Genomic DNA, 23,126 nt, shown 5'->3' with positions numbered 1-23,126 from the left:
GTCATGGAACATTATTTGTCGTTATTTGTTCGCTCAATTTTCGTTGAGAACATGGCGTTATCACTTTTCTTGGGTATGTGTACATTCCTAGCGGTATCTAAGAAAGTTAAAACTGCTATGGGTCTTGGTGTTGCAGTTATCGTGGTACTAGGTATCTCTGTACCCGTTAACCAAGTTATTTATGTAAACATTCTTGCTCCAGGCGCACTAGCATGGGCAGGTTTCCCAGAAGCTGACCTAAGCTTCCTTAACTTCCTAACGTTTATCGGTGTTATCGCGGCGTTGGTACAGATTCTAGAGATGAGCTTAGACAAGTTCTTCCCTGCGCTTTACAACGCACTAGGAATCTTCCTTCCGCTAATTACCGTTAACTGTGCAATCTTCGGTGGTGTGGCGTTCGCGGTACAGCGTGAATACAACTTCACTGAAAGCATCGTTTACGGCGTAGGTAGTGGTATGGGCTGGGCACTAGCAATTGTATTGCTAGCGGCAGTGCGTGAAAAGCTGAAGTATGCTGACATGCCTGATGGTGTTCGTGGTCTTGGTTCTGTATTCATGATCGCTGGCCTAATGGCACTTGGCTTCCAGTCATTCACTGGTATTCAGCTGTAATAGAGCTCGGGAGCATATAAATGAATAATGTAGAAATATATCTAGGCGTAGGCATGTTCATTGCCATCGTTCTAGCGTTGGTATTTATTATCATGTTTGCCAAGTCTAAATTGGTGCCAAGTGGTGATGTTACTATCACTATCAATGGTGACCCAGATAAGGCAATCAAAACTGCACCGGGTGGCAAACTTCTTGGTGCACTAGCTGACGCAGGTTACTTCGTATCGTCTGCGTGTGGTGGCGGTGGCTCATGTGGCCAGTGTCGTGTAGATGTACACTCAGGTGGTGGTGAAATCCTTCCAACTGAACTAGACCACATCACAAAAGGTGAAGCACGCGAAGGCTGCCGTCTTTCATGTCAGGTTGCTATTAAGCAAGACATGGAAATCGAGCTAGAAGAGTCGGTATTTGGTGTTAAGAAGTGGGATTGTGAAGTTATCTCTAACGATAACAAAGCAACCTTCATCAAAGAACTGAAGCTTAAAATTCCTAACGGTGAAAGCGTACCTTTCCGTGCAGGTGGCTACATTCAGATTGAAGCGCCAGCGCACCACGTTAAGTACAAAGAGTTCGATATTCCTGAAGAATACCGCGGTGACTGGGAGCGTTTTGGCTTCTTCGACATCGAGTCTAAAGTAGACGAAGAGACTATTCGTGCTTACTCAATGGCGAACTACCCAGAAGAAGAAGGCATTATTATGTTGAACGTGCGTATTGCTACGCCGCCACCTAATAACCTAAGCCTACCTGCGGGTAAAATGTCATCGTATATTTGGAGCCTGAAAGAAGGTGACAAAGCGACTATCTCTGGTCCATTCGGTGAATTCTTCGCGAAAGAAACTGACAACGAAATGGTATTCGTAGGTGGTGGTGCTGGTATGGCCCCAATGCGTTCACACATCTTCGATCAGCTTCGTCGCCTTAAGTCTAAGCGTAAGATGAGCTTCTGGTACGGTGCACGTTCACTTCGTGAAATGTTCTATACAGAAGACTTCGACGAGCTAGCAGCAGAAAACGATAACTTTGAGTGGCACGTAGCACTTTCTGATCCTCAGCCAGAGGACAACTGGGAAGGTTACACAGGGTTCATTCACCAAGTACTTCTTGAGAACTACTTGAAAGATCACCCTGCACCAGAAGACTGTGAGTTCTACATGTGTGGACCACCTATGATGAACGCGGCCGTAATCAACATGCTTAAAGATTTAGGTGTTGAGGACGAAAACATCATGCTAGATGACTTCGGTGGCTAAGCTACTCGCTTAAAAACTCAAGCATATTAAAAGGGGCGTAAGCCCCTTTTTCGTTGAAGCAAAACGCATAATGCACATAATACCCGTTTCGTTTTGTGCATATTAGCTAAGGACAACATCGTGATTCGATTTGCTATTCGAATATTCCTCGCCTTTGTTGCGGTAGGTATTCTACTTCTCGCAAGCTGTAGCGACGAAAAAACGCCTGTAGTGCACCTTCAAGGGCAAACAATGGGCACAACCTACAATATAAAATATCTTGTAGCAGAAGCGCCGGTGGAAGGCTTACAAGCTGAAATAGACGCCCGTCTTGTTGAGGTAAACAAGATGATGTCTACTTACGACCCAACGTCAGAGCTTTCAAGGTTTAACCAATATCGCTATACCGACAATTTCGCCGTATCGCCAGATACGCTAACCGTGGTTAATGAGGCGTTACGCTTGGCAAACCTTAGTGGTGGTGTGCTTGATGTTACCGTTGGTCCATTAGTTAATGTGTGGGGGTTTGGCCCAACCAAGCGCCCTGAAAAAGTACCAAGCCAGACAGACATCGACGATATTCGCGAATATGTGGGTTATAAGAAGCTGTCAACCACGCCTACAGGCTTAAAGAAAACTCACCCAATGCTTTATGTCGACCTGTCGACTATTGCAAAAGGTTTTGGCGTTGATGAAGTGGCGGAGATCCTTGAAAAGCACAACATTGAAAACTACCTTGTAGAAATAGGTGGTGAAATGCGTGTGAAAGGTGAACGTGGCGACGGCAGTGAATGGCTTATTGCCATTGAAAAGCCAGTTACCACTGAACGTGCTGTTCAAAAAGTTGTCTCAATAGGAGAAAACGCGGTTGCTACATCAGGTGACTATCGCAACTATTACGAAGAAGACGGCGTTCGTTATTCGCACCTAATCGACCCCACAACGGGCAAACCAATTTCACACAACTTGGTGTCGGTCACCGTTGTCCACCCTTCGTCGATGACGTCTGATGGCTTGGCAACAGCGTTTAATGTGATGGGGTGGGAACAAGCAATAGCAGTTGCAGAGCAAGAACAACTTGCTGTATTTCTCATTCGTCGCACAGAAGACGGATTTGAAGAGTATGCGTCGCCAGAATTTGATAAACTGGTCACAGTTCATAATTAGGGGGTAGCAATGTCTACATTTATCCTTGCTTTTGGTTTCTTTCTAACAATGGTACTGGCTATGGCCGTAGGTTACCTTTTTCAGAAAAAATCAATCTCTGGAAGCTGTGGTGGCTTAGGTGCACTAGGTATTGAAAAAGCCTGTGACTGTCCAGAACCGTGTGATCGTAAAAAGTCGCGCATGGAAAAAGAAGAAGCCCGCCAGAAAAAACTAAACGAGTGGAAGCAGAACCAAATTTTGTAATGCTTAACCCACCGTTGGTTTAAGGTTTAAAAGCGCTGTTTGATACTAATCGACAGCGCTTTTTTTGTGGGCATATCTATTACGTTCTTTAATATTGAGATCTATTGACGTTGTTTCGATAAATTCGCTCACACTGTGACATTGGTTGAAATGTAGCTAGCCGAGCCATCAATTTTTTGGGAGATCACAACGAAATAGTGTAATTCGGCACTAATAATAATATACTGTCTTTTTATACAGTTTTGCGTAAGCACGTAAAGAACAAAGGCACGTAATGCGAAAAATTATCCACGTCGACATGGATTGTTTTTACGCCGCAGTTGAAATGCGCGACAACCCAGCCTTGCGCGATATTCCCATTGCGATAGGCGGCAGTGCCGACCGTCGAGGGGTTATTTCTACCTGTAACTATCCCGCCCGAAAATTTGGTGTGCGCTCAGCTATGGCTACAGCGTATGCTTTAAAGCTATGCCCAAACTTGACCCTCGTAAAAGGGCGCATGGATGTGTACGCTGCCGAGTCGCAAAAAATACGTAAGATATTTGCTGATTATACCGACCTCATTGAGCCTTTATCATTAGATGAAGCCTACCTAGATGTGACTAACAGTGAATTTTGCGGTGGCAGCGCCACGTTAATTGCTGAAGAAATACGTGAACGCATTAAAAATGAACTTGGGCTTACAGCTTCAGCAGGTGTTGCGCCTTGTAAGTTTGTGGCAAAAGTGGCGAGCGATGAAAATAAGCCCGATGGAATTTGTGTTATTACTCCTGATAAGCTCGATGAGTTTGTACGCGAAATGCCACTAAAGAAAATACCGGGCGTAGGCAAAGTCACCATGCAAAAGCTTCAGCGTATGGGGCTTAATACCTGCGACGATGTTCGCCAATACCCTTTTGAGCGCATTCAAAAAGAGCTGGGTAAATTTGGCAGTGTGCTGTGGGAGCGAGCTCACGGTATTGATGAACGTGAACTATCGGTATCTCGTGAACGCAAGTCTATTGGTGTGGAGCGTACGTTAAGCGAAGACATCCACACCTTCGAGCAGTGCATTGACTTCTTGCCACATTTATTTGAAAAGCTTCAAGAGCGAATGGAAAATCACAAGAAGCGAACGGGTAAGCCTGTACGTATTCGCACGCAGGGCGTTAAGCTTAAGTTTAACGACTTCCAACTAACTACGGTAGAGCACCGCTGTGCCACGCTTGATGAAGCGTATTTTCGCACGTTAATGCAGGAAGCCTTCGAACGAGCAACAGGGCGGGGTATTCGTCTTGTTGGCGTTCATATAGGTCTTGCTGCCGATCAATCAACACAGCAATTGGTGTTACCTTTTGAACCGATTTAGCCAATAAGCTCACTTGTTAAGTACTAACATGCAGTAGCCTCAATCTAACCACTTGTTATACTTAACGCACTGATACTATGCGATAGACTGACAGTTTTGTATTACCCGATTAAAGGCCAATCCCACAGAGTTTAGTTTCTAAGACCATTTAATCTTTGGCAAATGAAAGCGGTTGGCTAACCCTTACTATTTTTTCCCACTTTAATGAAGGACGTTATGGACTCGAAAGAACTTAAAACCCCTGGTCGCTACAAACATTACAAAGGTAATTTATACGATGTATACGAAGTGGCGACGCATTCAGAAGATGAAAGTAAGCTAGTGGTATACCGCCCATGCTACGGCGAAAAAGCGCTTTGGGTTCGTCCCCTAGATATGTTTGTTGAGTCGGTTGAAAAAGACGGAGAAACACTCACCCGTTTTGCTTATGTTGGCAATATTCCCGATGATGAAAAAATGATCTAATTGTGAAATTAGGTCATAGTGTAAGAGGTCTTTAATAAACAGGCTTCTTACAAGGAAATAATAATGAAAACTGCACCTCGTCTTAGCGCACACATTTTGGCTGCGTTTATTGCTTCGAGCCCTTTGGTTTATTCAACGATTAATCCCGCAAATGCACAAGATAGATTTGCCGATGTCGAAGTTAAAGCGACAGCGATAAAAGGCTCAGTGCACATGCTTACAGGTGCAGGTGGAAATATCGGCGTATCTGCTGGGGAAGACGGTGTTTTGATCATCGACGATCAATTTGCGCCGCTTGCAGAAAAGATAGCGGCCCAGCTTGGTGAGCTCGGGAGTGACAAGCCAAAGTATGTGATAAACACACATTATCACGGCGACCACACAGGCTCTAATGCGTTTTTCCACAGCCACAAAGGTGCGACCATTCTGGCGCACGAAAATGTGCGTGTTCGTCTAGCTAACGATGAAAAGATAAAACCGGAAGCGCTGCCAACTATCACCTATGAAGACGGCATAAAAATTTACTTCAATGGTGAAACCCTTCACGTCATGCACTTAGCGGTAGGCCACACCGACGGCGATAGCGTAGTGTGGTTCGAGCAACCCAACGTTATGCACACCGGCGACTTGTTCTTTAATGGTCGCTTTCCCTACATCGACCAAGGTGCTGGCGGTAATGTGGAAGGCTATATGGACTCAGTAAAACAGCTGCTTGCTAAAATAGACGATGAAACCGTTATTATTCCTGGCCACGGCGACATCAGTAACAAGCAAGAATACAGCGCATTTTTAGCTATGATCTCTGAAACGTTCAGCTACGTTAAGGCACTTAAGCAAGACGGCAAAACCCTCGATGAAGTTAAAGCGATGGGCTTAGACGATAAGTGGGCCGACTGGAGCTGGAATTTCATCAATGAAGAGAAGTGGATAACTACACTCTATACTGACGCCTAAATAGTATTGGTTACACTTTAATATCGAGCGAGTGTGCAGGGGAGTTTTCTTTACGACCCTGCAATTTCGTTAAAATGGCACTATCACTGGGTTTTTGAGGACTAACTTCAAAGGCAATAGGTTAGGAAACGCAGGTTTGCGAGCACCAAGTCTAGGGGCGAAAGCTGCCAAACGTCTACTAAGCGGTTTCTCGTATTTTAAGCTCAAAGGGTAGAACTTGGCTCGCTTGTTCAACGTCTTCGCCCTCTATTAGCGATATCAATGATTCAGCTGCCATTTCTGCCATCTTACGGCGCGGGACTGATACGGTGGTTAGGGCAGGGTAAATTGAGCGCGCAAAACTCAAGTCGTTGAAACCGCAGATATCAATATCCTTACCAGGCTTGATACCTCGTCTATTACATTCCATCACCGCGCCAGCAGCAAGCTCGTCACTCACAAAAAATAGCGCATCAGTATCCGGCCATTTATGCAGTGTTTCTGAAAGAAGCTCAGCACCAGCTTGAAATGTGGCGTCGGCTCTAGAAGAAACATATCGCTCGGCGGACAACTCAGCATTGTCCAGTGCGGTTGCCCAGCCCTGTTTTCTCAATATTGCGCGCCAATCTAAAAACAAAGAGCAAAAAGCAATGTTGCGGCGCCCTTTATCGATGAGATGTTGGGTCATAGATTGGGCTGCTAATTCGTTATTTACCCCATAGTTAATATCAAAGGGCTCACTAGAAATATCCATAATTTCGGCCACAGGCGTCCCTGTGGCTAGCAGCATTTTTCTCGTTTCTTCTGTATGGCGCGTCGAAGTAAGAATGAAGCCACTCACGTTCTGTTGAATGTAAGATTCGACAGTACGCTCCTCGCCAAGCTCGGTATAGGTCGAGTCGCCAATCATCAGTGCATAATTGGCTTTGTCGGCAACGGCCTTTACGCCTAACATCACATCGTTAAACACATTGTTTCCAAAAGACGGAAGCAATAACGCGATGGTTCTATTATTGTCTGAGCATAATGACTGGGCGGCGCGGTTCGGAATATAGTTTAGCTCTCGCGCTGCATTTTTGATCTTAAGGGCGAGTGATTTAGAAATGCCACTAGAATTATTAAGCGCGCGAGATACGGTAGTTTTGTGAACCCCCAAATGATTGGCTACGTCTGATATTTTTGTGCGTGACTTTTTTACCTTACTCATTCTTCGATCTTTTTATGTGCTGCTAGGTCCGCTAATCCGCGCGGAAGTGAGTGTTAATGTCGTGATGTTTAATTCGATATCAAAGGGCGTATAAAGTCTTCCGCCTGCTGAGAAACACACTCGAAAGTTTGTGTAACATCAATAATGAATGCGTTGTCTTTAGAAGGCAGCTCTAAGGCTGCAAACTGGCTTTCGAGCATAGCATCACCGTTAAAAAAATGCTCCCGTTGTTTTAATCGCGCACTAAGCACAGACTGTGACGCATGAAGGTAAATAAAGTGGCAGTGAGACGCGATATCTTTGGTTAGCACGTCTCGATAGGCTGAGCGCAGCGCTGAACAGCTTATAACCACGTTCCGGCCGGCGTGAATGTGTTGCTTGGCAATCATGTTTAACGTAATTAACCACTCCCATCTGTCTGCATCCTGCAGTGGTATACCTGAAGACATTTTTTCAACGTTTGCCTCGCTATGGTAACGATCTCCTTCTTCGAAAGGCATGTCAAAACGTTGGGCTAAATGCTGGCTCAATGTCGACTTTCCCGTTCCTGAAACTCCCGAAACGAAAAATACATGGCAATGGGTCATAAGCTTATCTCTCACATTAAAGTTCAGGAGTACATCAAGAGCGAGTTATTTGGTCTCCATCTTACTCATAAATATTAGTTTGGAAACCGGTTGCGTTCAAGGGGTGATTATAATAGTGTTACCAGATAGCTATCTTGTATTAATAAATATTTAACATTGACTGGGTTGTTCAACTTAGCTTGTAAAGGTAGCGGGTGATTTCCGTATTATGGCTTCGTCAACATGAAGACAATGTCACTAACAGGTACCAGAGAGCACGTATGACCGATACTTTTTCCCTTCTTTTTGTCGCCATTTGTAGCATTGTGCTTCTCACATATTTAGTTGTAGTTAGAAAAGTTCATGCTTTTATCGCTATTCTTGTGGCAGCAGCGTTTGTTGGCCTGGGTACGGGAATGCAAGCGGCCGACGTACTGGCTTCCATGCAGTCAGGCATGGGCAACACGTTGGGATTTGTAGCGACCATTGTTGGTCTTGGTGCTATGTTCGGGCAATTCTTAGAAGAATCGGGCGGCATTGATAGGCTTTCGCAAACTATCAACAATAAATTTGGTGATAAGAATAGTCAGTGGGCGGTTGTGTTAACGGGGTTTCTTGTTGCTATACCTGTCTTCTTTGAAGTGGGGCTTATCATATTAATGCCTCTTATTTACTCGTTAGCAAAGAAATCAGGAAAGTCGCTTATTTATTACGGAATCCCGCTCACAGCAGGGCTCGCTGTCACCCACGCTTTTATTCCTCCAACACCAGGACCTGTAGCGGTAGCTTCAATTTTAGGGGCGGATATCGGCTTAGTCATTTTGTTTGGCTTTATCGTTGGTATTCCTTGCGCGTGTTTAGCCGGCCCAATTTACGCAACATTTTTAGCGAAACGCCTGCATGTACCTGTCCCAAACCATATCATTGAAGCTTCACATAAAAAGCCAAAGGAACTCCCCAGCTTTGGTTCAGTTGCGGCGCTACTGACATTTCCGCTAGTGGCTATTCTGGTGGGTACGTTGGCAAAGTTTACGCTTTCCGAAGGTGTCTTGAAGGAGGCGTTGCTATTTATTGGGCATCCCTTTATCGCCCTGACCATTGCAACCATTGCTTGTTTTAAAGTGCTAGGGAAGAAGCAAGGCTTATCAAGCGAACAAATTAGAAACATTGCATCAAGAGGGTTAGAACCGGTTGCCCTAGTCATACTGGTGACAGGCGCGGGTGGCATGTTTAAACAAGTGCTCATCGATTCTGGGGCGGGGCAGGCCTTCGCCGATGTTGTCGCATTATCGCCGCTCCCACCATTGGCAGCCGGGTTTCTTATCGCAATTTCAGTCAGAATTATTCAGGGCTCGGCTACGGTGGCCATGTTAACGGCTGCTGGTTTAATGGGCCCTGTAGTGCAGGAACTGGCGTTTTCACCATCAGTACTCGCCCTGATGACAATTGCAATAGCGGCAGGCGCTACGGCCATGTCTCACGTGAACGATACGGGGTTTTGGATCGTAAACCGTTATTTTGATATTTCTGTGAAAGACACGTTTGTGTCTTGGACGTGTATGGCAACCCTAATAGGTTTTATTGGGCTTTTTCTCGTACTAATGCTTGGTTTATTTGTCTAATGTCCCAAGCGGCTCAGACCCACTTGAATCGTTTTTGTGGAAACCGGTTTCAAGCTTTTGCAGCTCAAATGGCTTTAAGATTCACCATTTGAGGCATTATTACTAAACGTCTGTATATAAAGCTGCTCTACTTTATCTCGCGCCCATTGGGTTTTTCTAAGAAACTTAAGTGACGATTTAATCGAAGGATCGTTATTAAAGCAGTTCACTTTGATGCGGTAATACAATCCATCCCATCCGTAACGCTCGTGAAGTTGCGTGACGATTTTCTCTAGCGTTAAGCCATGTAAGGGATTATTAGGTTGTTGATTCATAAAGTGCCGATGCTTGTTCTAAATTAAGACCCTATTCTAGCACGAACCCACTTGCTGCGTATCAATGCGCTAGGCTTTACTTTCAATTGTTTCACCCGTAGGTATTTGTTTTGTGTTCGGTATCAAAGGTTGGCTAGCGTCGTTCACTTTCGTCGATGGACTTCGCACTACTCTAGGCTTTCGCGGTGTTTTATAAAGCGGCCAAATAAGCTGTTCTTTCCAGTTGGCGTAAAACATCCCCTCAATACCGTATTGTGCAGGATACTGCCTGGTGATCTTAGCGGTTCCAAATAGTACATCCCAGAAGAACAACAGGTTTCCATAATTACCTTTATAGTTGGTCACGCCGTCATCGGCTTTTAATCCGTGATGCGCACTATGTGTTGAAGGCGTTGATATCGTGCGTTCAATTACCCAGGCTACAGGATGTAACCACCGAATATTGTACAGTCTCTTATCCCATTTCCACTCCGCGTGGGCGCCAGTGATAACGGTAAGTTTAATCACCAAGTAAAAGGCATAGGTCCAACCCAATCCTAGGTAAATCAGTACTCCGGAAAACCATAGCGAAGGCATAAACAGGTAATAGAAAAAGTTATTTCTGTAAATAATGCGAACGCTCATGTACTTAGCGTTATGGTGGGCTCTATGTAAGTTGTAAAGAAATCGAGTGGAATGTGAAAGCCTATGCCACCAATATTGCATCATGTCATCGAAAATCAAAAGTAGCGCTATGTGCAAGAGAATAGGGGAATCTACAAGTATTCCCTGATATTGGGGAAATGCTAGTGCCATCATTGTTGCAGAACAAAATAGAACCAGTGGCTGAGTTACAATAAATAAGAGTAACGTACCTATGAGCTCTACTTTTCCATCATCGCTCACTTCTGTCGCTTTTTTAAATAGCTTACCGTTCTTCGCTTCCAGCAAAGCAAACGTGATAAAAACCGCTAAAATTGCCCATTGATAACCCATGTAATAACTCCCACCGAGAGATTGTTGAGAGTGAATTTACATTGCGTTAACATGCGAGAATATATACTTGTATAGATTTGAATGTCATGTCTTACATTCACGGCATACAGCAAACCATTATGCCTGACGAATACGTCGAGCTTTGTTTGCCCTTTGGAACGCTAAGAACCTATGCGGCTACTTCGACCATCCACGAAAGGGGAATTAAAAACAAAGGGTTGTCTCTTGTGGTATCAGGAGAAGTAAAGATTGGTAATTATGGCCTGGACGGCAGTTATCAAATTACTACTGTATTGCGACGAGGAGATACGTTTGGCGAGTTCACATTATATGCATCACTTGCAAGAACGCATAACGCTGAAGCGCTAACGGAATGTAAAGTTTTACAAATCCCTGAACCTGCTTATCGTTCTCTCACAAGCCAACACCCAGCGATTACAGAATTCATCACCCGTTCACTGGCAGTAAAGCTTCATTCGGCGCTGGAAAGGTTGGATGATATTCGACGTTTACCTACTCACGTCCAGTTAGCTAAGCTAATTTATCAATCGTATCTTACATCTAAGCACGTCTTTATACCCTTAAGGCAAAGCGATTATGCTGAAAGGTTGGGCGTTACCGTACTTACCGCACATAAATCGTTAACTAAGCTGTATGCTCTAAAGTTGATTGAAAAGCGCTACGGGGGCGTGGCTATTACCCATGTCGAGCGACTGGAAGGTTTTTTAAAAGAAAGTTCGTCACTATTACCATTGTAAGAGCGGTTAATGCGCTCCACATGCGAGAGCGCCAAAAGACCCTCCCTCAAATTTATTCCACGCCCGTGGCAACTCATGCATCAAGTATTACGCTGGCTTTAGCCCGCCTAAAATAATGTGCTGGATGTTGCTTAGCGTGCCCTCGAAGAAAGCGGGATCGCTTAAATCTTTACCAGTTACGGCTTTGATCTGCACGCTGAAATCGGCGTAATGCTGAGTAATGGCCCAAATGCTGAATATCAAGTGTATAGGATCAACAGGCTTTAGCTTACCCGCTTCAATCCATTCGATAATGACGGCGCTTTTCGCGTCCAGCAGTGTTTTGAGCGGCGTTTCTAATTCCTTTATTAAAAGAGGGGCACCTTGTACCACTTCCATACAAAAAAGCTTAGATTCAGCGGGATTGTCCCTCGACATTTCAAGTTTTACTTTAATGTAGTCGCTCAGGGTTTCTATAGGGTCTTGTTCTGCTGAAAAGCTCTGAAGGGGCGTTAACCACACATCTAAAAGGTGGGTAATAACCGATAAGTACAAACCCTCTTTACTTTTAAAGTAATACAGTAAATTACTTTTTGAGACATTCGCTAGTTCCGATACTTGCTCTACAGTGGTGCCACTCACGCCGTTCTTTGAGAACAAGGAAAGGGCAGCATCCATAATGCGAGTACGCTTTTCTAATAACGCTTTTTCTCTTCGCTTTTGCGTGGTCGGGCTAAATGCTCTCGCTGATTTCGTAATTGTTTGACCTTCAGATTTACTCACTACTTGTCTCTTCTTTACCGGAATTTCCGTGATCAGGCGCTTAGTTTACGTGGAGTTTTCGTCGCTATAAACCCATTTGCACAAATATGCACCAATTAAGTTCAATTGCACTGGACTTGGTGTTCCAAATTGAACCACTAAGTCCAATTTGGTGTGTTGAAATTTTTAAGTTACTGAATTTTATAGATTAAATAAATTGGCCTGCTTTATGCTGTTCACTAAGTATACCGCCACTTCAATGTTTTGAATTCGGCAACCTTAAAAAAAGCGGGATAAACCGCTTAAAACGCATACAAGCAGAGGTACAACATGGATATAGGTGTATTTATTCCGATTGGGAACAACGGCTGGCTAATTTCGAAAAATTCGCCTCAGTTCAAACCTTCCTTCGATCTCAACAAAGAGATTGTAATGAAGGCTGAAAAGTACGATATGGATTTTGCGCTCTCTATGATCAAGCTACGAGGGTTTGGCGGTGAAACCGAATTTTGGGACTACAACTTAGAGTCGTTTACGTTAATGGCAGGCCTTGCCGCTGTTACCTCAAAAATTCAACTATATGCCACGGCTGCCACACTAGTCTTGCCGCCTGCAATCATGGCGCGCATGGCCAGTACCATCGACTCTATCTCCAACGGACGTTTTGGCGTAAACCTAGTGACTGGCTGGCAACGCCCTGAATACTCGCAAATGGGTATGTGGCCGGGCGATGAATTTTTCGGTAACCGCTATGAGTATTTGGATGAATACATTCAGGTAGTCAAAGAATTATGGGAAACCGGAAAAAGCGATTTTAAAGGCGAGCATTTCCAAATGGATGATTGCCGAATGTTGCCCAAGCCACAGCGAAAAATTCCACTTATCTGTGCCGGTCAAAGCGCAGCAGGCATGGATTTCTCTGCCCGTCATGCCGACTATAATTTCTGCTTTGGTAAAGGCGTAAATACACCTACCGCTTTTGCACCAACCGCAGCGCGCTTAACTGAAGCGGCTGAAAAACACGGTCGCAGCGTAGGTTCAGCGGTACTTATCATGGTTATTGCCGATGAGACGGATGAAGCCGCCATGGCGAAATGGGAAAGCTATAAAGACGGCAAAGATCAGTCAGCGTTGGACTGGATGGCAACGCAAGGAGCTGCTGATAAGAAATCGGGTAAAGACACTAACATCCGAGACATGACCAACCCAACCTCAGCAGTAAACCTGAATATGGGTACCCTTGTTGGTTCTTACGAATCAGTCGCTTCTATGCTTGATGAAATAGCGACGGTGCCAGGCTGTGAAGGTGTACTGCTTACCTTTGATGACTTCCTTAAAGGTATGGATGATTTCGGCACTAAAATTCAGCCGTTAATGAAGTCCCGTCAGCATCTACTTGAAACATCGGGAGCCGCCTAATGTCTGCCGGTGAAGTATTTGAAGTGTCAGGGTGCTTTCAAGCGCGCCAAACAGGGCAGCCCGTACTACCAGCTAAGCCTGAACCGTTGACGTTAAACCCTGCGGAAACTGCTGTAATTGTGGTGGATTTGCAAAACGCTTATGCCAGTAAAAACGGTTACTTAGATAAAGCGGGTTTTGATGTGTCTACCACGGCACCAGTCATTGAGAATACCATTAAAGTGCTGGAAACGGCGCGGGCTGTTGGTATGCCGGTGGTGTTTTTACAAAATGGATGGGATGCCGACTATAAAGAGGCGGGCGGCCCAGGTTCGCCGAACTGGTATAAATCTAATGCCCTTAAAACCATGCGTAAACAACCAGAGCTTAAGGGCAGTTTGCTTGCCAAAGGCACTTGGGACTATGCACTCGTAGACGCATTAAAGCCTCAAGCCGACGATATCGTTATCCCTAAAACACGTTACAGCGGTTTTTATAACACCAATCTAGACAGCATGCTGCGCGCACGCGGTATTCGCAACTTAGTGTTTACCGGCATTGCCACTAACGTGTGTGTGGAGTCGACGCTGCGCGATGGCTTTCACCTGGAATATTTTGGTGTGGTGCTGGCCGATGCGGCATATCAAGCTGGCCCGCCAGATATTCACGAGGCCTCACTTTTCAACATTCAGACGTTTTTCGGGTGGGTGTCTACCACCGCGCAGTTCTGTGAAGTGTTTGAAGGGGCGAGTTAGGCGTTTCTTCTTAGCTTCAACTAGCTAGACAGACAAAAACAACGCGATAAATCAGTTTACACGATTTGAAATAAACCATTTATAGGCGCTAGGCAGCAATGCATAGAAAGCGCAATGAAAAGGATAAGAACATGCCAAAGAAAGCCATTATTCCAGCAGGTACATCAACGCCAATAGCCCCTTTTGTTCCAGGCTCTATGGCTGACAATATTCTGTATGTGTCAGGTACCTTACCGTTTGATGAAAACAACGACGTAGTCCACGTGGGCGATGCTGAGGCACAAACGCGCCACGTTTTAGAAACGATTAAAAGTGTTATCGAAGAAGCGGGCGGCACTATGGATGACGTCACCTTTAACTCAATTTTTATTACCGATTGGGATGACTATGCCGCGGTAAACAAGGTGTATGCCGAATACTTTCCAGGTGAAAAACCGGCGCGTTACTGCATTAAAGTTGGGCTGGTAAAACCAGAGGCCTTAATTGAAATCGCATCTGTAGCGCACATTGAGTAGACGGTTATGTTTGGACTACCCGCGAACTGCGCCCATTGGTTTTATATAGGTGAGCTTTATGCATTCTGATGCGCAGGCAGGCTACGCCCACATGAGCGGCGAAATGAACGGTGAAGTGGGCAACAAGTTACATTACGAGATTCACGGTTTAACGTCGCCCGACGCACCTACGATTGTGTTTAGTTCTGGACTGGGCGGGGCAGCAAAATTTTGGCAGCCTCAACTGGCTGACTTTACCCAAGATTACAGAGTGATTACTTACGATCACTATGGCACGAACAAAAGTGTGGGTGACTTGCCAGCGAATTACAGCATTTCAAATATGACGGATGAACTCGCTGCACTTCTTAGAAAACTTGAAGTGCAAGCGTGCCATTTCGTCGGTCACGCGCTGGGTGGTTTGGTGGGGCTTGAGCTTGCTTTGTCTAAACCTAAGCTTTTACAAAGTTTAGTGCTGGTAAATGCGTGGAGCAGTCCAAATCCGCACACATTGCGCTGCTTTAATATACGCAAAGCGTTATTGGCGGCAGGCAGAAAGGACATGTATTTGCAACTTCAGGCGCTGCTGCTGTTTCCGCCTGATTGGATAGCCGCGAATGCCGCCCACTTGGCAGAGGAAGAGGCGCACTTACTCAACCATTTCCCTAACGAAGAAAATCTGCTCGCCCGCATTGGTGCCCTTAGTACGTTCAATATTGATAAGAGTTTGCACGCCATCACCACACCAACGTTAGCGCTTGCCAACAAAGACGATACCTTGGTGCCGTGGCAGCGTTCACAGATGTTGGCTGAAGCTATGCCCAACGCCGAATTGTCGGTCATGGAATACGGCGGGCATGCATCAAGCATTACAAACCCAATTGCGTTTAATGAACTGCTGCGCAGCTATTTAGGGCAAGTGGCCTAACGTGAACACGACACTGCATCAAGCTATGAGGTGTTTCTCAACTGATGAGGCGTATGCATTGTAAACAAGCTGCAAAGCTACAGCTTCAATAACGTGATAGCTAAAAAAGCGCTAAGCGTAAAAACCGAGAGCATAGCGTAGCGCTTAAAAGATCTGATAAAACTGGAATGAATTTAAAATGACTGATACACAAAATACAGAGTTTAAAGCAACTAGCCCGCTTGCCGAGGCTGGACTAGCCCAACTCTTTACCGATGCGCATACCCACACCAAATGGCACGACAAACCTATTTCAGAAGCCGTGTTGAAACAGCTGTACGATTTAGTAAAAGTGGGCTCGACATCGGCGAATTGTAGCCCAGCGCGATTTGTTTTTATTACCTCAGATGAAGGGAGAGAGAAGCTCAAACCTTGCCTTTCAAGCGGTAATGTTGAGCAAACCATGACCGCACCCTGTACGGTTATAGTGGCCTACGACGAAGAGTTCTACGAAGAGCTTCCTACCTTATTCCCTTATGCAGATGCGAAAAGCTGGTTTACTTCAAGCCCAGAAGCGGCCAATGAGACTGCCATGCGCAATAGCTCTATGCAAGGGGCTTACTTAATAAGCGCCGTTCGTGCCTTAGGCCTTGACGCTGGCGCCATGTCTGGCTTTAACCCTACATTACTCAACGAGACTTTCTTTTCTGATAGCACGTGGAAAGTGAATTTCTTACTGAACATTGGCTACGGCGATAAAGAGAAATTACATAAACGCTTGCCTCGTTTAAGTTTCGAGCAAGCCTGCCAAATCGTGTAACGCCAACTTAAAGGATATTTGTATGACTATTACAGCAATAAAAAACGCAGTAACAGAAGTGCTTCCCCCGGTAACTCCCGAAGCTTATCGAGAAGGTATGTCGAGTTTAGCGGCAGCGGTAAACGTCGTTACAACCATTGGCCCAGAAGGGCGTGCAGGCTTTACGGCGACCGCCGTATGTAGTGTAAGCGATACTCCTGCAACTTTGCTGGTTTGTTTGAATCGCGGTGCGTCTGTACATCAGGTTTTCAAAAACAGCACGCATTTGGTTATCAACACCCTTACCTCACAGCATCAGTTAATTTCAAACACATTCGGTGGTAAAGCGCCCATGAACGAACGCTTTGAAATTGGTGATTGGGTTGAATCGACGACCGGCTGCCCAAGACTTGCCGATGCTGCAGTAAGCTTCGATTGCATAATTACAGACGTTAAAAGTGTGGCCACTCACGACGTTATTTTTTGCCAGGTGGTGGATATCAAGCAAGACCCAGAAGCCGACGCGCTTTTATATTATCAGCGCGGCTATCACAGCGCGTGCAAAGACGCATAATTAAAGGATTAGACAAATAATGAAAGTAGTAGGCCACTTTATTAACAGTGAAACCTGTACCCCAAAGGGGCGCATGCAAGATGTCTATAACCCAGCGACGGGCGAGGCAGAAAAACTGGTTTTACTGGCGTCAAAAGCGACGGTAAACGACGCTATCGTCAGCGCGCAAAATGCGTTTGTTGAGTGGCGTAATACGCCAGTGAGTAAGCGCGCTCGCGTTATGTTCAAATTTAAAAGCTTACTTGAAGAGCATGCCGATGAAATTATTGCGTTAATTGGTGCGGAGCACGGCAAAATAAGCCACGACGCGGCAGGCGAATTACAGCGCGGTATCGAAAATGTTGAGTTTGCCTGCGGTGCCCCCCAGTTGTTAAAGGGCGAGCACAGTAAAAATGTTGGGCCAAGCATAGACTCTTGGAGCGAGTTTCAGCCTCTTGGCGTGGTGGCGGGAATTACACCATTTAACTTTCCGGCCATGGTGCCCCTTTGGATGTTTCCGCTTGCCATTGTATGCGGCAACACCTTTGTTTTAAAACCCTCTGAGCGAGATCCAAGCTGCGCTATTTTCCTAGCAAAGCTACTTAAAGAAGCAGGGCTACCCGACGGCGTTTTTAACGTTATAAATGGCGACAAAGAAGCGGTTGATCAAATACTTGATGACGAGCGCATTAAAGCAGTGAGTTTTGTGGGTTCAACGCCCATCGCCGAATACATCTATTCGAAAGCCAATGCTAATGGCAAGCGCTGCCAAGCATTAGGTGGCGCTAAAAACCACGCTATTGTGATGCCCGATGCCGACATCGACAACGCAGTGAATCAGCTTTTAGGTGCTGCTTTTGGCTCGTCAGGCGAGCGCTGCATGGCGTTGTCTGTCGTGGTTGCCGTAGGTGACAAAGTGGCAGATGAAATTGTAGATAAAATGCAATCAGCCATGGAAAGCTTAAAAGTAGGGGCTTTTGACGATGCGACTAACGATTTCGGCCCGCTTATTACACTTCAGCACAAAGAGAAAGTAGAAGGCTACATAACCAGTGCGGCTGAGCAAGGGGCTGATGTAGTCGTTGATGGCAGAAACCCTAGCGTAAAAGGCTACGAAACGGGGTTCTTCTTAGGTGCAACGCTTATCGACAAGGTTACGCCGGAAATGGCCAGCTACAAAGCTGAGATTTTTGGCCCTGTACTACAAGTTATGCGCGTTAAAAGCATGGAACAAGCCATGCAGCTCATTGACAGCCATGAATACGGCAATGGTACGTGTATTTTCACCCGAGATGGCGAGGCTGCCCGCTACTTCTCAGACAATATCCAAGTGGGCATGGTAGGCATAAGCGTACCGCTGCCAGTGCCCGTGTCTTATCACAGCTTTGGTGGTTGGAAGCGCTCACTCTTTGGTGACCTTCACGCATACGGCCCGGATGGCGTACGCTTTTACACCAAACGCAAAACCATTACTCAACGTTGGCCTTCAAGCGGCATTCGAGAAGGAGTGAGCTTTTCATTTCCAAGTTAATGTCATGGCGTATTGATCTTGATTAACCATAAATGACCATAAGTACTTTACCCACGCCAGGTAACTATTATGCCTTTATGACAAATAGTTGCTCGCAGCAGGTAAAAGAACAGAGATTTAGGCTCAGCCATGAGCCATCAATAATAACAATTTAAAACCGCAAGCCTTTGGCAGTTCCTCTCCAGTCCTGCCTTAGGTTTGCACCCCAGTGGCAATCGATATGCAGTTCACGTCGACCGTTACTCTTATAAAAATATCGGGACAACACCGCCGCAAGGCTTGTTAAAAAGAACTATAAACGAGAGTAAAACATGCATACGTTAAACACACACAAGCGTCTGCTGGCGTTAACCGTAGCTATGGCGTTAAGTACGCCAGCGGCCTTTGCTGCAGAGAATGTTTGGGAAAGCATTGAAGTTACCGCGCAAAAGCGCAACGAGAATATAAGCGATGTAGGGATCGCTATTACTGCGTTTTCTGGTGAACAACTAGAGGCACTTGGCCTTGAAAGTAGTACTGAGCTTATCGCGTTTACCCCTGGCGTATCGTTGGCCGGTGATATTGGTGGTCAGCGTGCTATTTTCAATATTCGAGGCGTGGTGCAAAACGATTACGCTGACTTGGCGGAAGCGCCGGTGGCCGTATACGTTGACGGTGGCTATTTAGCAAGTACGCAAGCACAAACCTTTGGTTTATTCGATGTGGCTCGCATCGAAATTCTCAAAGGCCCACAGGGAACACTATTCGGAAGAAATGCCACAGGCGGACTGGTTAATACGATCACTGCCAAGCCCACTGCAGATACAGAAGGCTACGCGGAATTTACTGCTGCACGTTTCGAACAATACCGCTTCGAAGGGGCGATATCAGGCGAAATAGCAGACGGCATTTATGGTCGCTTTTCTGGGTTTACCAACCAGCAAGGTGAGATACTAGAGAATATTTATGAAGACGGTGCTGCACCCGATACCCGTTTAGGCTCTGTGGGAGGCGGTGAAGATGGGTACAACGATGATACCAAAGCATTTCGTGCTCAGTTACTGTTTGACATTGGCGAAGAAGGCTCGCTGCTACTAAGCGGTAACTGGTCAGATACAACCAAAAGTGAAGGCCCTTATCAGGTGGTGAACACCACCGAGATAAAAGATGCCGACGGCAATGTAATTGACGTTATTTATGCTGCTGACGACCCGCTAGGCTGTGACACTATTCAATCTGGTGTGTGCGTAGACGGCAACTTCAATGGCGACCCTTTCCGTCCTGTGCAAGGCGGCGACTTCAACGGTAACTTCGACCCTGATGGTTCGGGTAATAAAGTAAATAAAGACTTCGCTTTTGATGATCAAAACAAAATCAAATCGAAAGGGCTTGCAGCAACATTAGACTATGCCTTCGAAGAATTCGATTTCTTCGCCATGTCTGATTATAAAGAATTTAAACGTACCGTTGGCCTCGACTCCGACCAAACCGCGTCACCCGAACTTATTTTCCAGTCCAACAGCACCATAGAGCAGTTTAGCCAAGAGTTTCGCTTTTCTGGTGAAACTGCTGACTTGAAATGGGTTGGGGGGCTTTATTATCTGTCTATCGATACAGACTATAGCCAAGGCTTGGCGGGTTCACCCACCACCTTTTTCTTGGGCGGTGAAGAAAATAACACTTTAGTGTTTCTTGAAACCGAGTCTTATTCTGTATTTGGGCAAATAGACTATAGCTTGACTGACGACCTTGTTCTGGTTGGTGGCTTACGCTATACCCGTGAAGATAAAGACTTTGTGGGTAATGTGTATCAAAACGAGAATACTAACGACCGCGTCATTGAAATTGATACCACAACAACATCTTTAGAAACTTTGGTCAATTCTAACGATCAAAATCTGTGGTCGGCCAAGCTACAGCTGGAATACAGTGTGGGTAATAGCTTGTACTATGCAGGCATCAATCGGGGCGTAAAAGCGGGGAGTTTCAATGCCCCGCTTCAAGGAGGTTTCAGCTTATACGAACCTGAAGAGCTTACTGCGTATGAAGCGGGTTTAAAGCACAGTTTTATGCAGGGAAGCGGCGTTTTTAATGCCAATGTTTTTTATTATGACTACAGCGATTACCAGTCGTTTTCGTGGGTGAATAATGCGGGGGTGGTGTCAAACGAAGAAGCCTCATTTAGCGGCGTTGAATTAGAAGTGTTCTTGACCCCGACAGACAGCTTAGATGTAATGGTTAACTTTTCATATACCGATGCAGTGGTTGAAGACTTAGAAGTGGCTTCTGGGTACTTTGCTGATACAACACCGCCATTTACACCAGAGTATCAAGCGTCTGCCATGCTTCGCTATAACTGGGACGCCTTCGACGGCAATATGGCAGCCCAACTGTCAGCCAATTATCAGTCGGAAACCTTTCATAATGCGCGGAATTTTACCGCTCATGAAATTGATAGATATGCCACGGCTGATACTCGTTTAACCTGGGTAGACGCTGAGGACAAATGGCTAATAGCGGCTTATATAGATAACCTGTTTGACTCAGACCATGAACTAATTGGCTTTGACGTAACTGGTTTTTATGGAACCAGCCAGATTTCCTATGCGAAGCCTAGGACGTATGGCGTAACGGTAAGACGTAATTTCTAATTAGCGTAGTTGCGCTTTATTTAACAATATAAAGCGTATTACCTACTTCTAAAAAGAAACGTGCGTAGCTAACCTAAATACCGACGTAGCAAAACGGTATTTAGGTTTTGCGTTAACAAAGCGCGCGAAGCGGCAGTATTTTTGCTTTTCTTTTTTGCTAGGGGCTGTTGACCTTTGTTGTACACCAAAGATCAGCAAGCCCCAATAAAGGTTAGCAGCGAGCCTCTAATCTAATCGTTACGCCGTTGAGAGCGCTGATGCATTTTTTAACCTACCGCTTTGCCGAGCATGACGCTGTGTAAAAAGAAGCAACAAGTAATAGCAAACCCAATAAGGAAATAGATCGTGGATAACACCAACAATCAGACCATGACAAAACCTTCCCATTACGATGGCGATTTATGGAATGAAGATTTAGCGCCAACCAACGCGGAAACCAGAACCTGGGTGTGGAAAGACTATGCGGCATTATGGGTTGCGATGGTGGTTTGTGTACCTACTTACCTCTTATCTGCCGGTCTGGTATCAGAAGGCATGAATTGGTATCAAGCGGTTATCACCGTACTGTTGGGCAACATCATCGTGCTTGTACCTATGATGCTAATTGGTCATGCAGGTGCAAAATACGGCTTACCTTTTCCCGTATTATTACGTAGCGCATTTGGCACCAAAGGCGCGAAAATTCCTGCTTTGGCCCGAGGGCTTGTTGCATGTGGCTGGTTTGGAATTAACACATGGGTAGGCGGCAGTGCCATTTACGTTATTTTAAATAGCGTGAGCGGCGACGCATTTGTGGGGCAGGCACTACCATTTTTAGGTATCGATATCACACAAACTCTGTGCTTCTTCGCTTTCTGGGCGATGCATTTGGTTTTTATAAAACACGGCACCGAATCTATTCGTTGGCTTGAAACTTTTGCTGCACCATTTTTGATCTTAATGGGCTTAGCGCTTCTTGGTTGGGCATACGTTAATGCTGGTGGGTTTGGCGAAATGTTGTCAACGCCGTCTCAGTTTGTTGAAGGTGGAGCCAAAGAAGGGCAGTTTTGGACAGCCTTCTTCGCGGGCTTAACCTCCATGGTGGGCTTCTGGGCAACCATGGCGTTGAACATTCCCGATTTCACGCGTTTTGCAAAATCACAAAAAGACCAAATGTTAGGCCAAGCTATTGGTTTGCCGTTACCTATGGCGCTGTTTGCCTTTATCGGTGTAGCGGTAACGTCAGCAACCGTAACCATTTACGGTGAAGCTATTTGGGACCCTGTGGCACTTGCCGGTCGAATGGGCGGCATGGGGGTTGTGTTGGCGCTTGCTGCGTTAGCACTTGCCACGTTAACCACAAATTTAGCCGCTAACATGGTAGCCCCAGCCTATGGTTTTTCGAATATGGCGCCTTCAAAAATAAGCTTCAAAATGGGTGGCTATATAACCGCTGGTATCGGCGTCGCTATCTTCCCCTGGAAGCTGCTTGAAACCGCGGGTGGCTATTTATTTACTTGGCTTACGGGATATTCTGCGCTACTTGGCCCTATCGCGGGTATTCTAATTGCCGACTATTTTATCTTAAGAAAATCGACCTTAAACATAGATGCGCTATTTCAACACACTGGCGAATATTGCGCGAACAACGGTTGGAACATGGCGGGGGTGACTGCACTTGTTATTGGTATTTTGCCTAATATTCCTGGCTTTATGCACGCGGCAGGGTTTGTAGAAAGCGTGCCAGCCGTTTTCGATACGCTTTACGCCTACGCATGGTTTGTAGGGTTAATCATCGCCAGCATGGTTTATCTACTACTATCCAACAGGGTACCCGTCACTATGCAGGCAAAAAGCGCCTCCCAATAATGGGGTCAGAGTCTGAGGTATCCCCACA

Annotated in this window: 23 protein-coding genes; 18 read left to right on the top strand and 5 right to left on the bottom strand. The window is 45.7% G+C overall.

Annotation, left to right across the window (positions count from 1 at the left end; all coding sequences use genetic code 11):
* The first annotated feature begins 3 nt into the window (after positions 1-3).
* From nqrE to ACX5KA_RS11865, 7 genes are all read left to right on the top strand, one after another.
* On the top strand, positions 4-612 hold the full coding sequence (gene nqrE / locus ACX5KA_RS11895) for an NADH:ubiquinone reductase (Na(+)-transporting) subunit E (RefSeq protein WP_014950794.1): 609 nt from the start codon (positions 4-6) through the stop codon (positions 610-612).
* A gap of 20 nt (positions 613-632) precedes the next feature.
* Entirely contained in the window at positions 633-1,865 is a 1,233-nt protein-coding gene (nqrF, locus tag ACX5KA_RS11890; RefSeq protein WP_039216386.1) for an NADH:ubiquinone reductase (Na(+)-transporting) subunit F, read from the top strand.
* Positions 1,866-1,985: 120 nt separating this feature from the next.
* On the top strand, positions 1,986-3,011 hold the full coding sequence (locus tag ACX5KA_RS11885) for an FAD:protein FMN transferase (RefSeq protein WP_458731239.1): 1,026 nt from the start codon (positions 1,986-1,988) through the stop codon (positions 3,009-3,011).
* Positions 3,012-3,020: 9 nt separating this feature from the next.
* A complete protein-coding gene (nqrM, locus tag ACX5KA_RS11880) occupies positions 3,021-3,254 on the top strand; it encodes a (Na+)-NQR maturation NqrM (RefSeq protein ID WP_014950791.1) in 234 nt (77 codons plus the stop codon).
* A gap of 274 nt (positions 3,255-3,528) precedes the next feature.
* Positions 3,529-4,602, top strand: a complete 1,074-nt coding sequence (gene dinB, locus ACX5KA_RS11875) for a DNA polymerase IV (protein ID WP_014950790.1) — start codon at positions 3,529-3,531, stop codon at positions 4,600-4,602.
* Between the two features lie 216 nt (positions 4,603-4,818).
* Positions 4,819-5,067 (top strand): DUF1653 domain-containing protein, encoded by a 249-nt coding sequence (locus tag ACX5KA_RS11870; protein WP_039216429.1) that lies wholly within the window; start codon positions 4,819-4,821, stop codon positions 5,065-5,067.
* Positions 5,068-5,130: 63 nt separating this feature from the next.
* Positions 5,131-6,021 carry an MBL fold metallo-hydrolase gene (locus tag ACX5KA_RS11865; RefSeq protein ID WP_049586953.1) on the top strand — a complete coding sequence of 297 codons (891 nt, stop codon included), beginning with the start codon at positions 5,131-5,133 and terminating at the stop codon, positions 6,019-6,021.
* Positions 6,022-6,199: 178 nt separating this feature from the next.
* On the opposite strand, the gene ACX5KA_RS11860 is transcribed toward ACX5KA_RS11865, so the two are convergent.
* Positions 6,200-7,207 carry a LacI family DNA-binding transcriptional regulator gene (locus ACX5KA_RS11860; protein WP_039216383.1) on the bottom strand — a complete coding sequence of 336 codons (1,008 nt, stop codon included), beginning with the start codon at positions 7,205-7,207 and terminating at the stop codon, positions 6,200-6,202.
* 68 nt (positions 7,208-7,275) lie between these two features.
* On the bottom strand, positions 7,276-7,794 hold the full coding sequence (locus ACX5KA_RS11855; RefSeq protein WP_458731238.1) for a gluconokinase: 519 nt from the start codon (positions 7,792-7,794) through the stop codon (positions 7,276-7,278).
* A gap of 260 nt (positions 7,795-8,054) precedes the next feature.
* On the opposite strand from ACX5KA_RS11855, the gene ACX5KA_RS11850 reads away from it, so the two are divergent.
* Positions 8,055-9,395 (top strand): GntP family permease, encoded by a 1,341-nt coding sequence (locus ACX5KA_RS11850; RefSeq protein ID WP_014980360.1) that lies wholly within the window; start codon positions 8,055-8,057, stop codon positions 9,393-9,395.
* 74 nt (positions 9,396-9,469) lie between these two features.
* Here ACX5KA_RS11850 and ACX5KA_RS11845 read toward each other — a convergent pair whose 3' ends face one another.
* A complete protein-coding gene (locus ACX5KA_RS11845) occupies positions 9,470-9,709 on the bottom strand; it encodes a VF530 family protein (RefSeq protein ID WP_014950784.1) in 240 nt (79 codons plus the stop codon).
* Positions 9,710-9,778: 69 nt separating this feature from the next.
* A complete protein-coding gene (locus ACX5KA_RS11840) occupies positions 9,779-10,684 on the bottom strand; it encodes a sterol desaturase family protein (protein WP_458731237.1) in 906 nt (301 codons plus the stop codon).
* A gap of 86 nt (positions 10,685-10,770) precedes the next feature.
* Here ACX5KA_RS11840 and ACX5KA_RS11835 point away from each other — a divergent pair, with 86 nt between their 5' ends.
* Positions 10,771-11,442: a Crp/Fnr family transcriptional regulator gene (locus tag ACX5KA_RS11835; protein ID WP_458731236.1), complete on the top strand. Its 672-nt coding sequence runs from the start codon at positions 10,771-10,773 to the stop codon at positions 11,440-11,442.
* 87 nt (positions 11,443-11,529) lie between these two features.
* Here ACX5KA_RS11835 and rutR read toward each other — a convergent pair whose 3' ends face one another.
* Positions 11,530-12,204 (bottom strand): HTH-type transcriptional regulator RutR, encoded by a 675-nt coding sequence (gene rutR, locus ACX5KA_RS11830; RefSeq protein WP_458731235.1) that lies wholly within the window; start codon positions 12,202-12,204, stop codon positions 11,530-11,532.
* A gap of 309 nt (positions 12,205-12,513) precedes the next feature.
* On the opposite strand from rutR, the gene rutA reads away from it, so the two are divergent.
* The 9 genes from rutA to ACX5KA_RS11785 all read left to right on the top strand — a co-directional run bounded on the left by rutA (position 12,514) and on the right by ACX5KA_RS11785 (position 23,098).
* On the top strand, positions 12,514-13,602 hold the full coding sequence (rutA, locus tag ACX5KA_RS11825; RefSeq protein ID WP_039216377.1) for a pyrimidine utilization protein A: 1,089 nt from the start codon (positions 12,514-12,516) through the stop codon (positions 13,600-13,602).
* Positions 13,602-14,336 carry a pyrimidine utilization protein B gene (gene rutB / locus ACX5KA_RS11820; protein ID WP_458731234.1) on the top strand — a complete coding sequence of 245 codons (735 nt, stop codon included), beginning with the start codon at positions 13,602-13,604 and terminating at the stop codon, positions 14,334-14,336. The genes rutA and rutB overlap by 1 nt, the downstream gene beginning before the upstream one ends.
* Positions 14,337-14,467: 131 nt before the next feature.
* Positions 14,468-14,851 carry a pyrimidine utilization protein C gene (gene rutC, locus ACX5KA_RS11815; RefSeq protein ID WP_039216428.1) on the top strand — a complete coding sequence of 128 codons (384 nt, stop codon included), beginning with the start codon at positions 14,468-14,470 and terminating at the stop codon, positions 14,849-14,851.
* A gap of 58 nt (positions 14,852-14,909) precedes the next feature.
* Entirely contained in the window at positions 14,910-15,758 is an 849-nt protein-coding gene (gene rutD / locus ACX5KA_RS11810; protein ID WP_218163405.1) for a pyrimidine utilization protein D, read from the top strand.
* Positions 15,759-15,936: 178 nt separating this feature from the next.
* On the top strand, positions 15,937-16,557 hold the full coding sequence (locus ACX5KA_RS11805; protein ID WP_458731233.1) for a malonic semialdehyde reductase: 621 nt from the start codon (positions 15,937-15,939) through the stop codon (positions 16,555-16,557).
* 22 nt (positions 16,558-16,579) lie between these two features.
* Complete coding sequence (locus tag ACX5KA_RS11800) at positions 16,580-17,110, top strand: flavin reductase (protein ID WP_039216374.1); 531 nt, start codon at positions 16,580-16,582, stop codon at positions 17,108-17,110.
* Positions 17,111-17,129: 19 nt separating this feature from the next.
* Entirely contained in the window at positions 17,130-18,620 is a 1,491-nt protein-coding gene (locus ACX5KA_RS11795) for a CoA-acylating methylmalonate-semialdehyde dehydrogenase (protein ID WP_458731232.1), read from the top strand.
* Between the two features lie 311 nt (positions 18,621-18,931).
* Complete coding sequence (locus ACX5KA_RS11790) at positions 18,932-21,250, top strand: TonB-dependent receptor (protein WP_458731231.1); 2,319 nt, start codon at positions 18,932-18,934, stop codon at positions 21,248-21,250.
* Between the two features lie 345 nt (positions 21,251-21,595).
* Positions 21,596-23,098, top strand: a complete 1,503-nt coding sequence (locus ACX5KA_RS11785) for an NCS1 family nucleobase:cation symporter-1 (protein ID WP_458731230.1) — start codon at positions 21,596-21,598, stop codon at positions 23,096-23,098.
* The last annotated feature ends 28 nt before the right edge of the window (positions 23,099-23,126 follow it).

The sequence above is a fragment of the Alteromonas alvinellae genome (assembly GCF_902705805.1).
Note: the sequence above shows the minus strand (reverse complement) of the source record. Positions and strands in the feature narration are given on the sequence as shown.

What these genes read in the sequence shown, in the direction of transcription:
- ACX5KA_RS11795 (WP_458731232.1), top strand. Translation starts at nt 17,130, where the DNA reads ATGAAAGTAGTAGGCCACTTTATTAACAGTGAAACCTGTACCCCAAAG.
- rutC (WP_039216428.1), top strand. Translation starts at nt 14,468, where the DNA reads ATGCCAAAGAAAGCCATTATTCCAGCAGGTACATCAACGCCAATAGCC.
- dinB (WP_014950790.1), top strand. Translation starts at nt 3,529, where the DNA reads ATGCGAAAAATTATCCACGTCGACATGGATTGTTTTTACGCCGCAGTT.
- ACX5KA_RS11835 (WP_458731236.1), top strand. Translation starts at nt 10,771, where the DNA reads ATGTCTTACATTCACGGCATACAGCAAACCATTATGCCTGACGAATAC.
- ACX5KA_RS11850 (WP_014980360.1), top strand. Translation starts at nt 8,055, where the DNA reads ATGACCGATACTTTTTCCCTTCTTTTTGTCGCCATTTGTAGCATTGTG.
- ACX5KA_RS11865 (WP_049586953.1), top strand. Translation starts at nt 5,131, where the DNA reads ATGAAAACTGCACCTCGTCTTAGCGCACACATTTTGGCTGCGTTTATT.
- nqrE (WP_014950794.1), top strand. Translation starts at nt 4, where the DNA reads ATGGAACATTATTTGTCGTTATTTGTTCGCTCAATTTTCGTTGAGAAC.
- nqrM (WP_014950791.1), top strand. Translation starts at nt 3,021, where the DNA reads ATGTCTACATTTATCCTTGCTTTTGGTTTCTTTCTAACAATGGTACTG.
- nqrF (WP_039216386.1), top strand. Translation starts at nt 633, where the DNA reads ATGAATAATGTAGAAATATATCTAGGCGTAGGCATGTTCATTGCCATC.
- ACX5KA_RS11845 (WP_014950784.1), bottom strand. Translation starts at nt 9,709, where the DNA reads ATGAATCAACAACCTAATAATCCCTTACATGGCTTAACGCTAGAGAAA.
- rutB (WP_458731234.1), top strand. Translation starts at nt 13,602, where the DNA reads ATGTCTGCCGGTGAAGTATTTGAAGTGTCAGGGTGCTTTCAAGCGCGC.
- ACX5KA_RS11870 (WP_039216429.1), top strand. Translation starts at nt 4,819, where the DNA reads ATGGACTCGAAAGAACTTAAAACCCCTGGTCGCTACAAACATTACAAA.
- rutA (WP_039216377.1), top strand. Translation starts at nt 12,514, where the DNA reads ATGGATATAGGTGTATTTATTCCGATTGGGAACAACGGCTGGCTAATT.
- ACX5KA_RS11855 (WP_458731238.1), bottom strand. Translation starts at nt 7,794, where the DNA reads ATGACCCATTGCCATGTATTTTTCGTTTCGGGAGTTTCAGGAACGGGA.
- ACX5KA_RS11790 (WP_458731231.1), top strand. Translation starts at nt 18,932, where the DNA reads ATGCATACGTTAAACACACACAAGCGTCTGCTGGCGTTAACCGTAGCT.
- ACX5KA_RS11800 (WP_039216374.1), top strand. Translation starts at nt 16,580, where the DNA reads ATGACTATTACAGCAATAAAAAACGCAGTAACAGAAGTGCTTCCCCCG.
- ACX5KA_RS11860 (WP_039216383.1), bottom strand. Translation starts at nt 7,207, where the DNA reads ATGAGTAAGGTAAAAAAGTCACGCACAAAAATATCAGACGTAGCCAAT.
- ACX5KA_RS11805 (WP_458731233.1), top strand. Translation starts at nt 15,937, where the DNA reads ATGACTGATACACAAAATACAGAGTTTAAAGCAACTAGCCCGCTTGCC.
- ACX5KA_RS11840 (WP_458731237.1), bottom strand. Translation starts at nt 10,684, where the DNA reads ATGGGTTATCAATGGGCAATTTTAGCGGTTTTTATCACGTTTGCTTTG.
- rutD (WP_218163405.1), top strand. Translation starts at nt 14,910, where the DNA reads ATGCATTCTGATGCGCAGGCAGGCTACGCCCACATGAGCGGCGAAATG.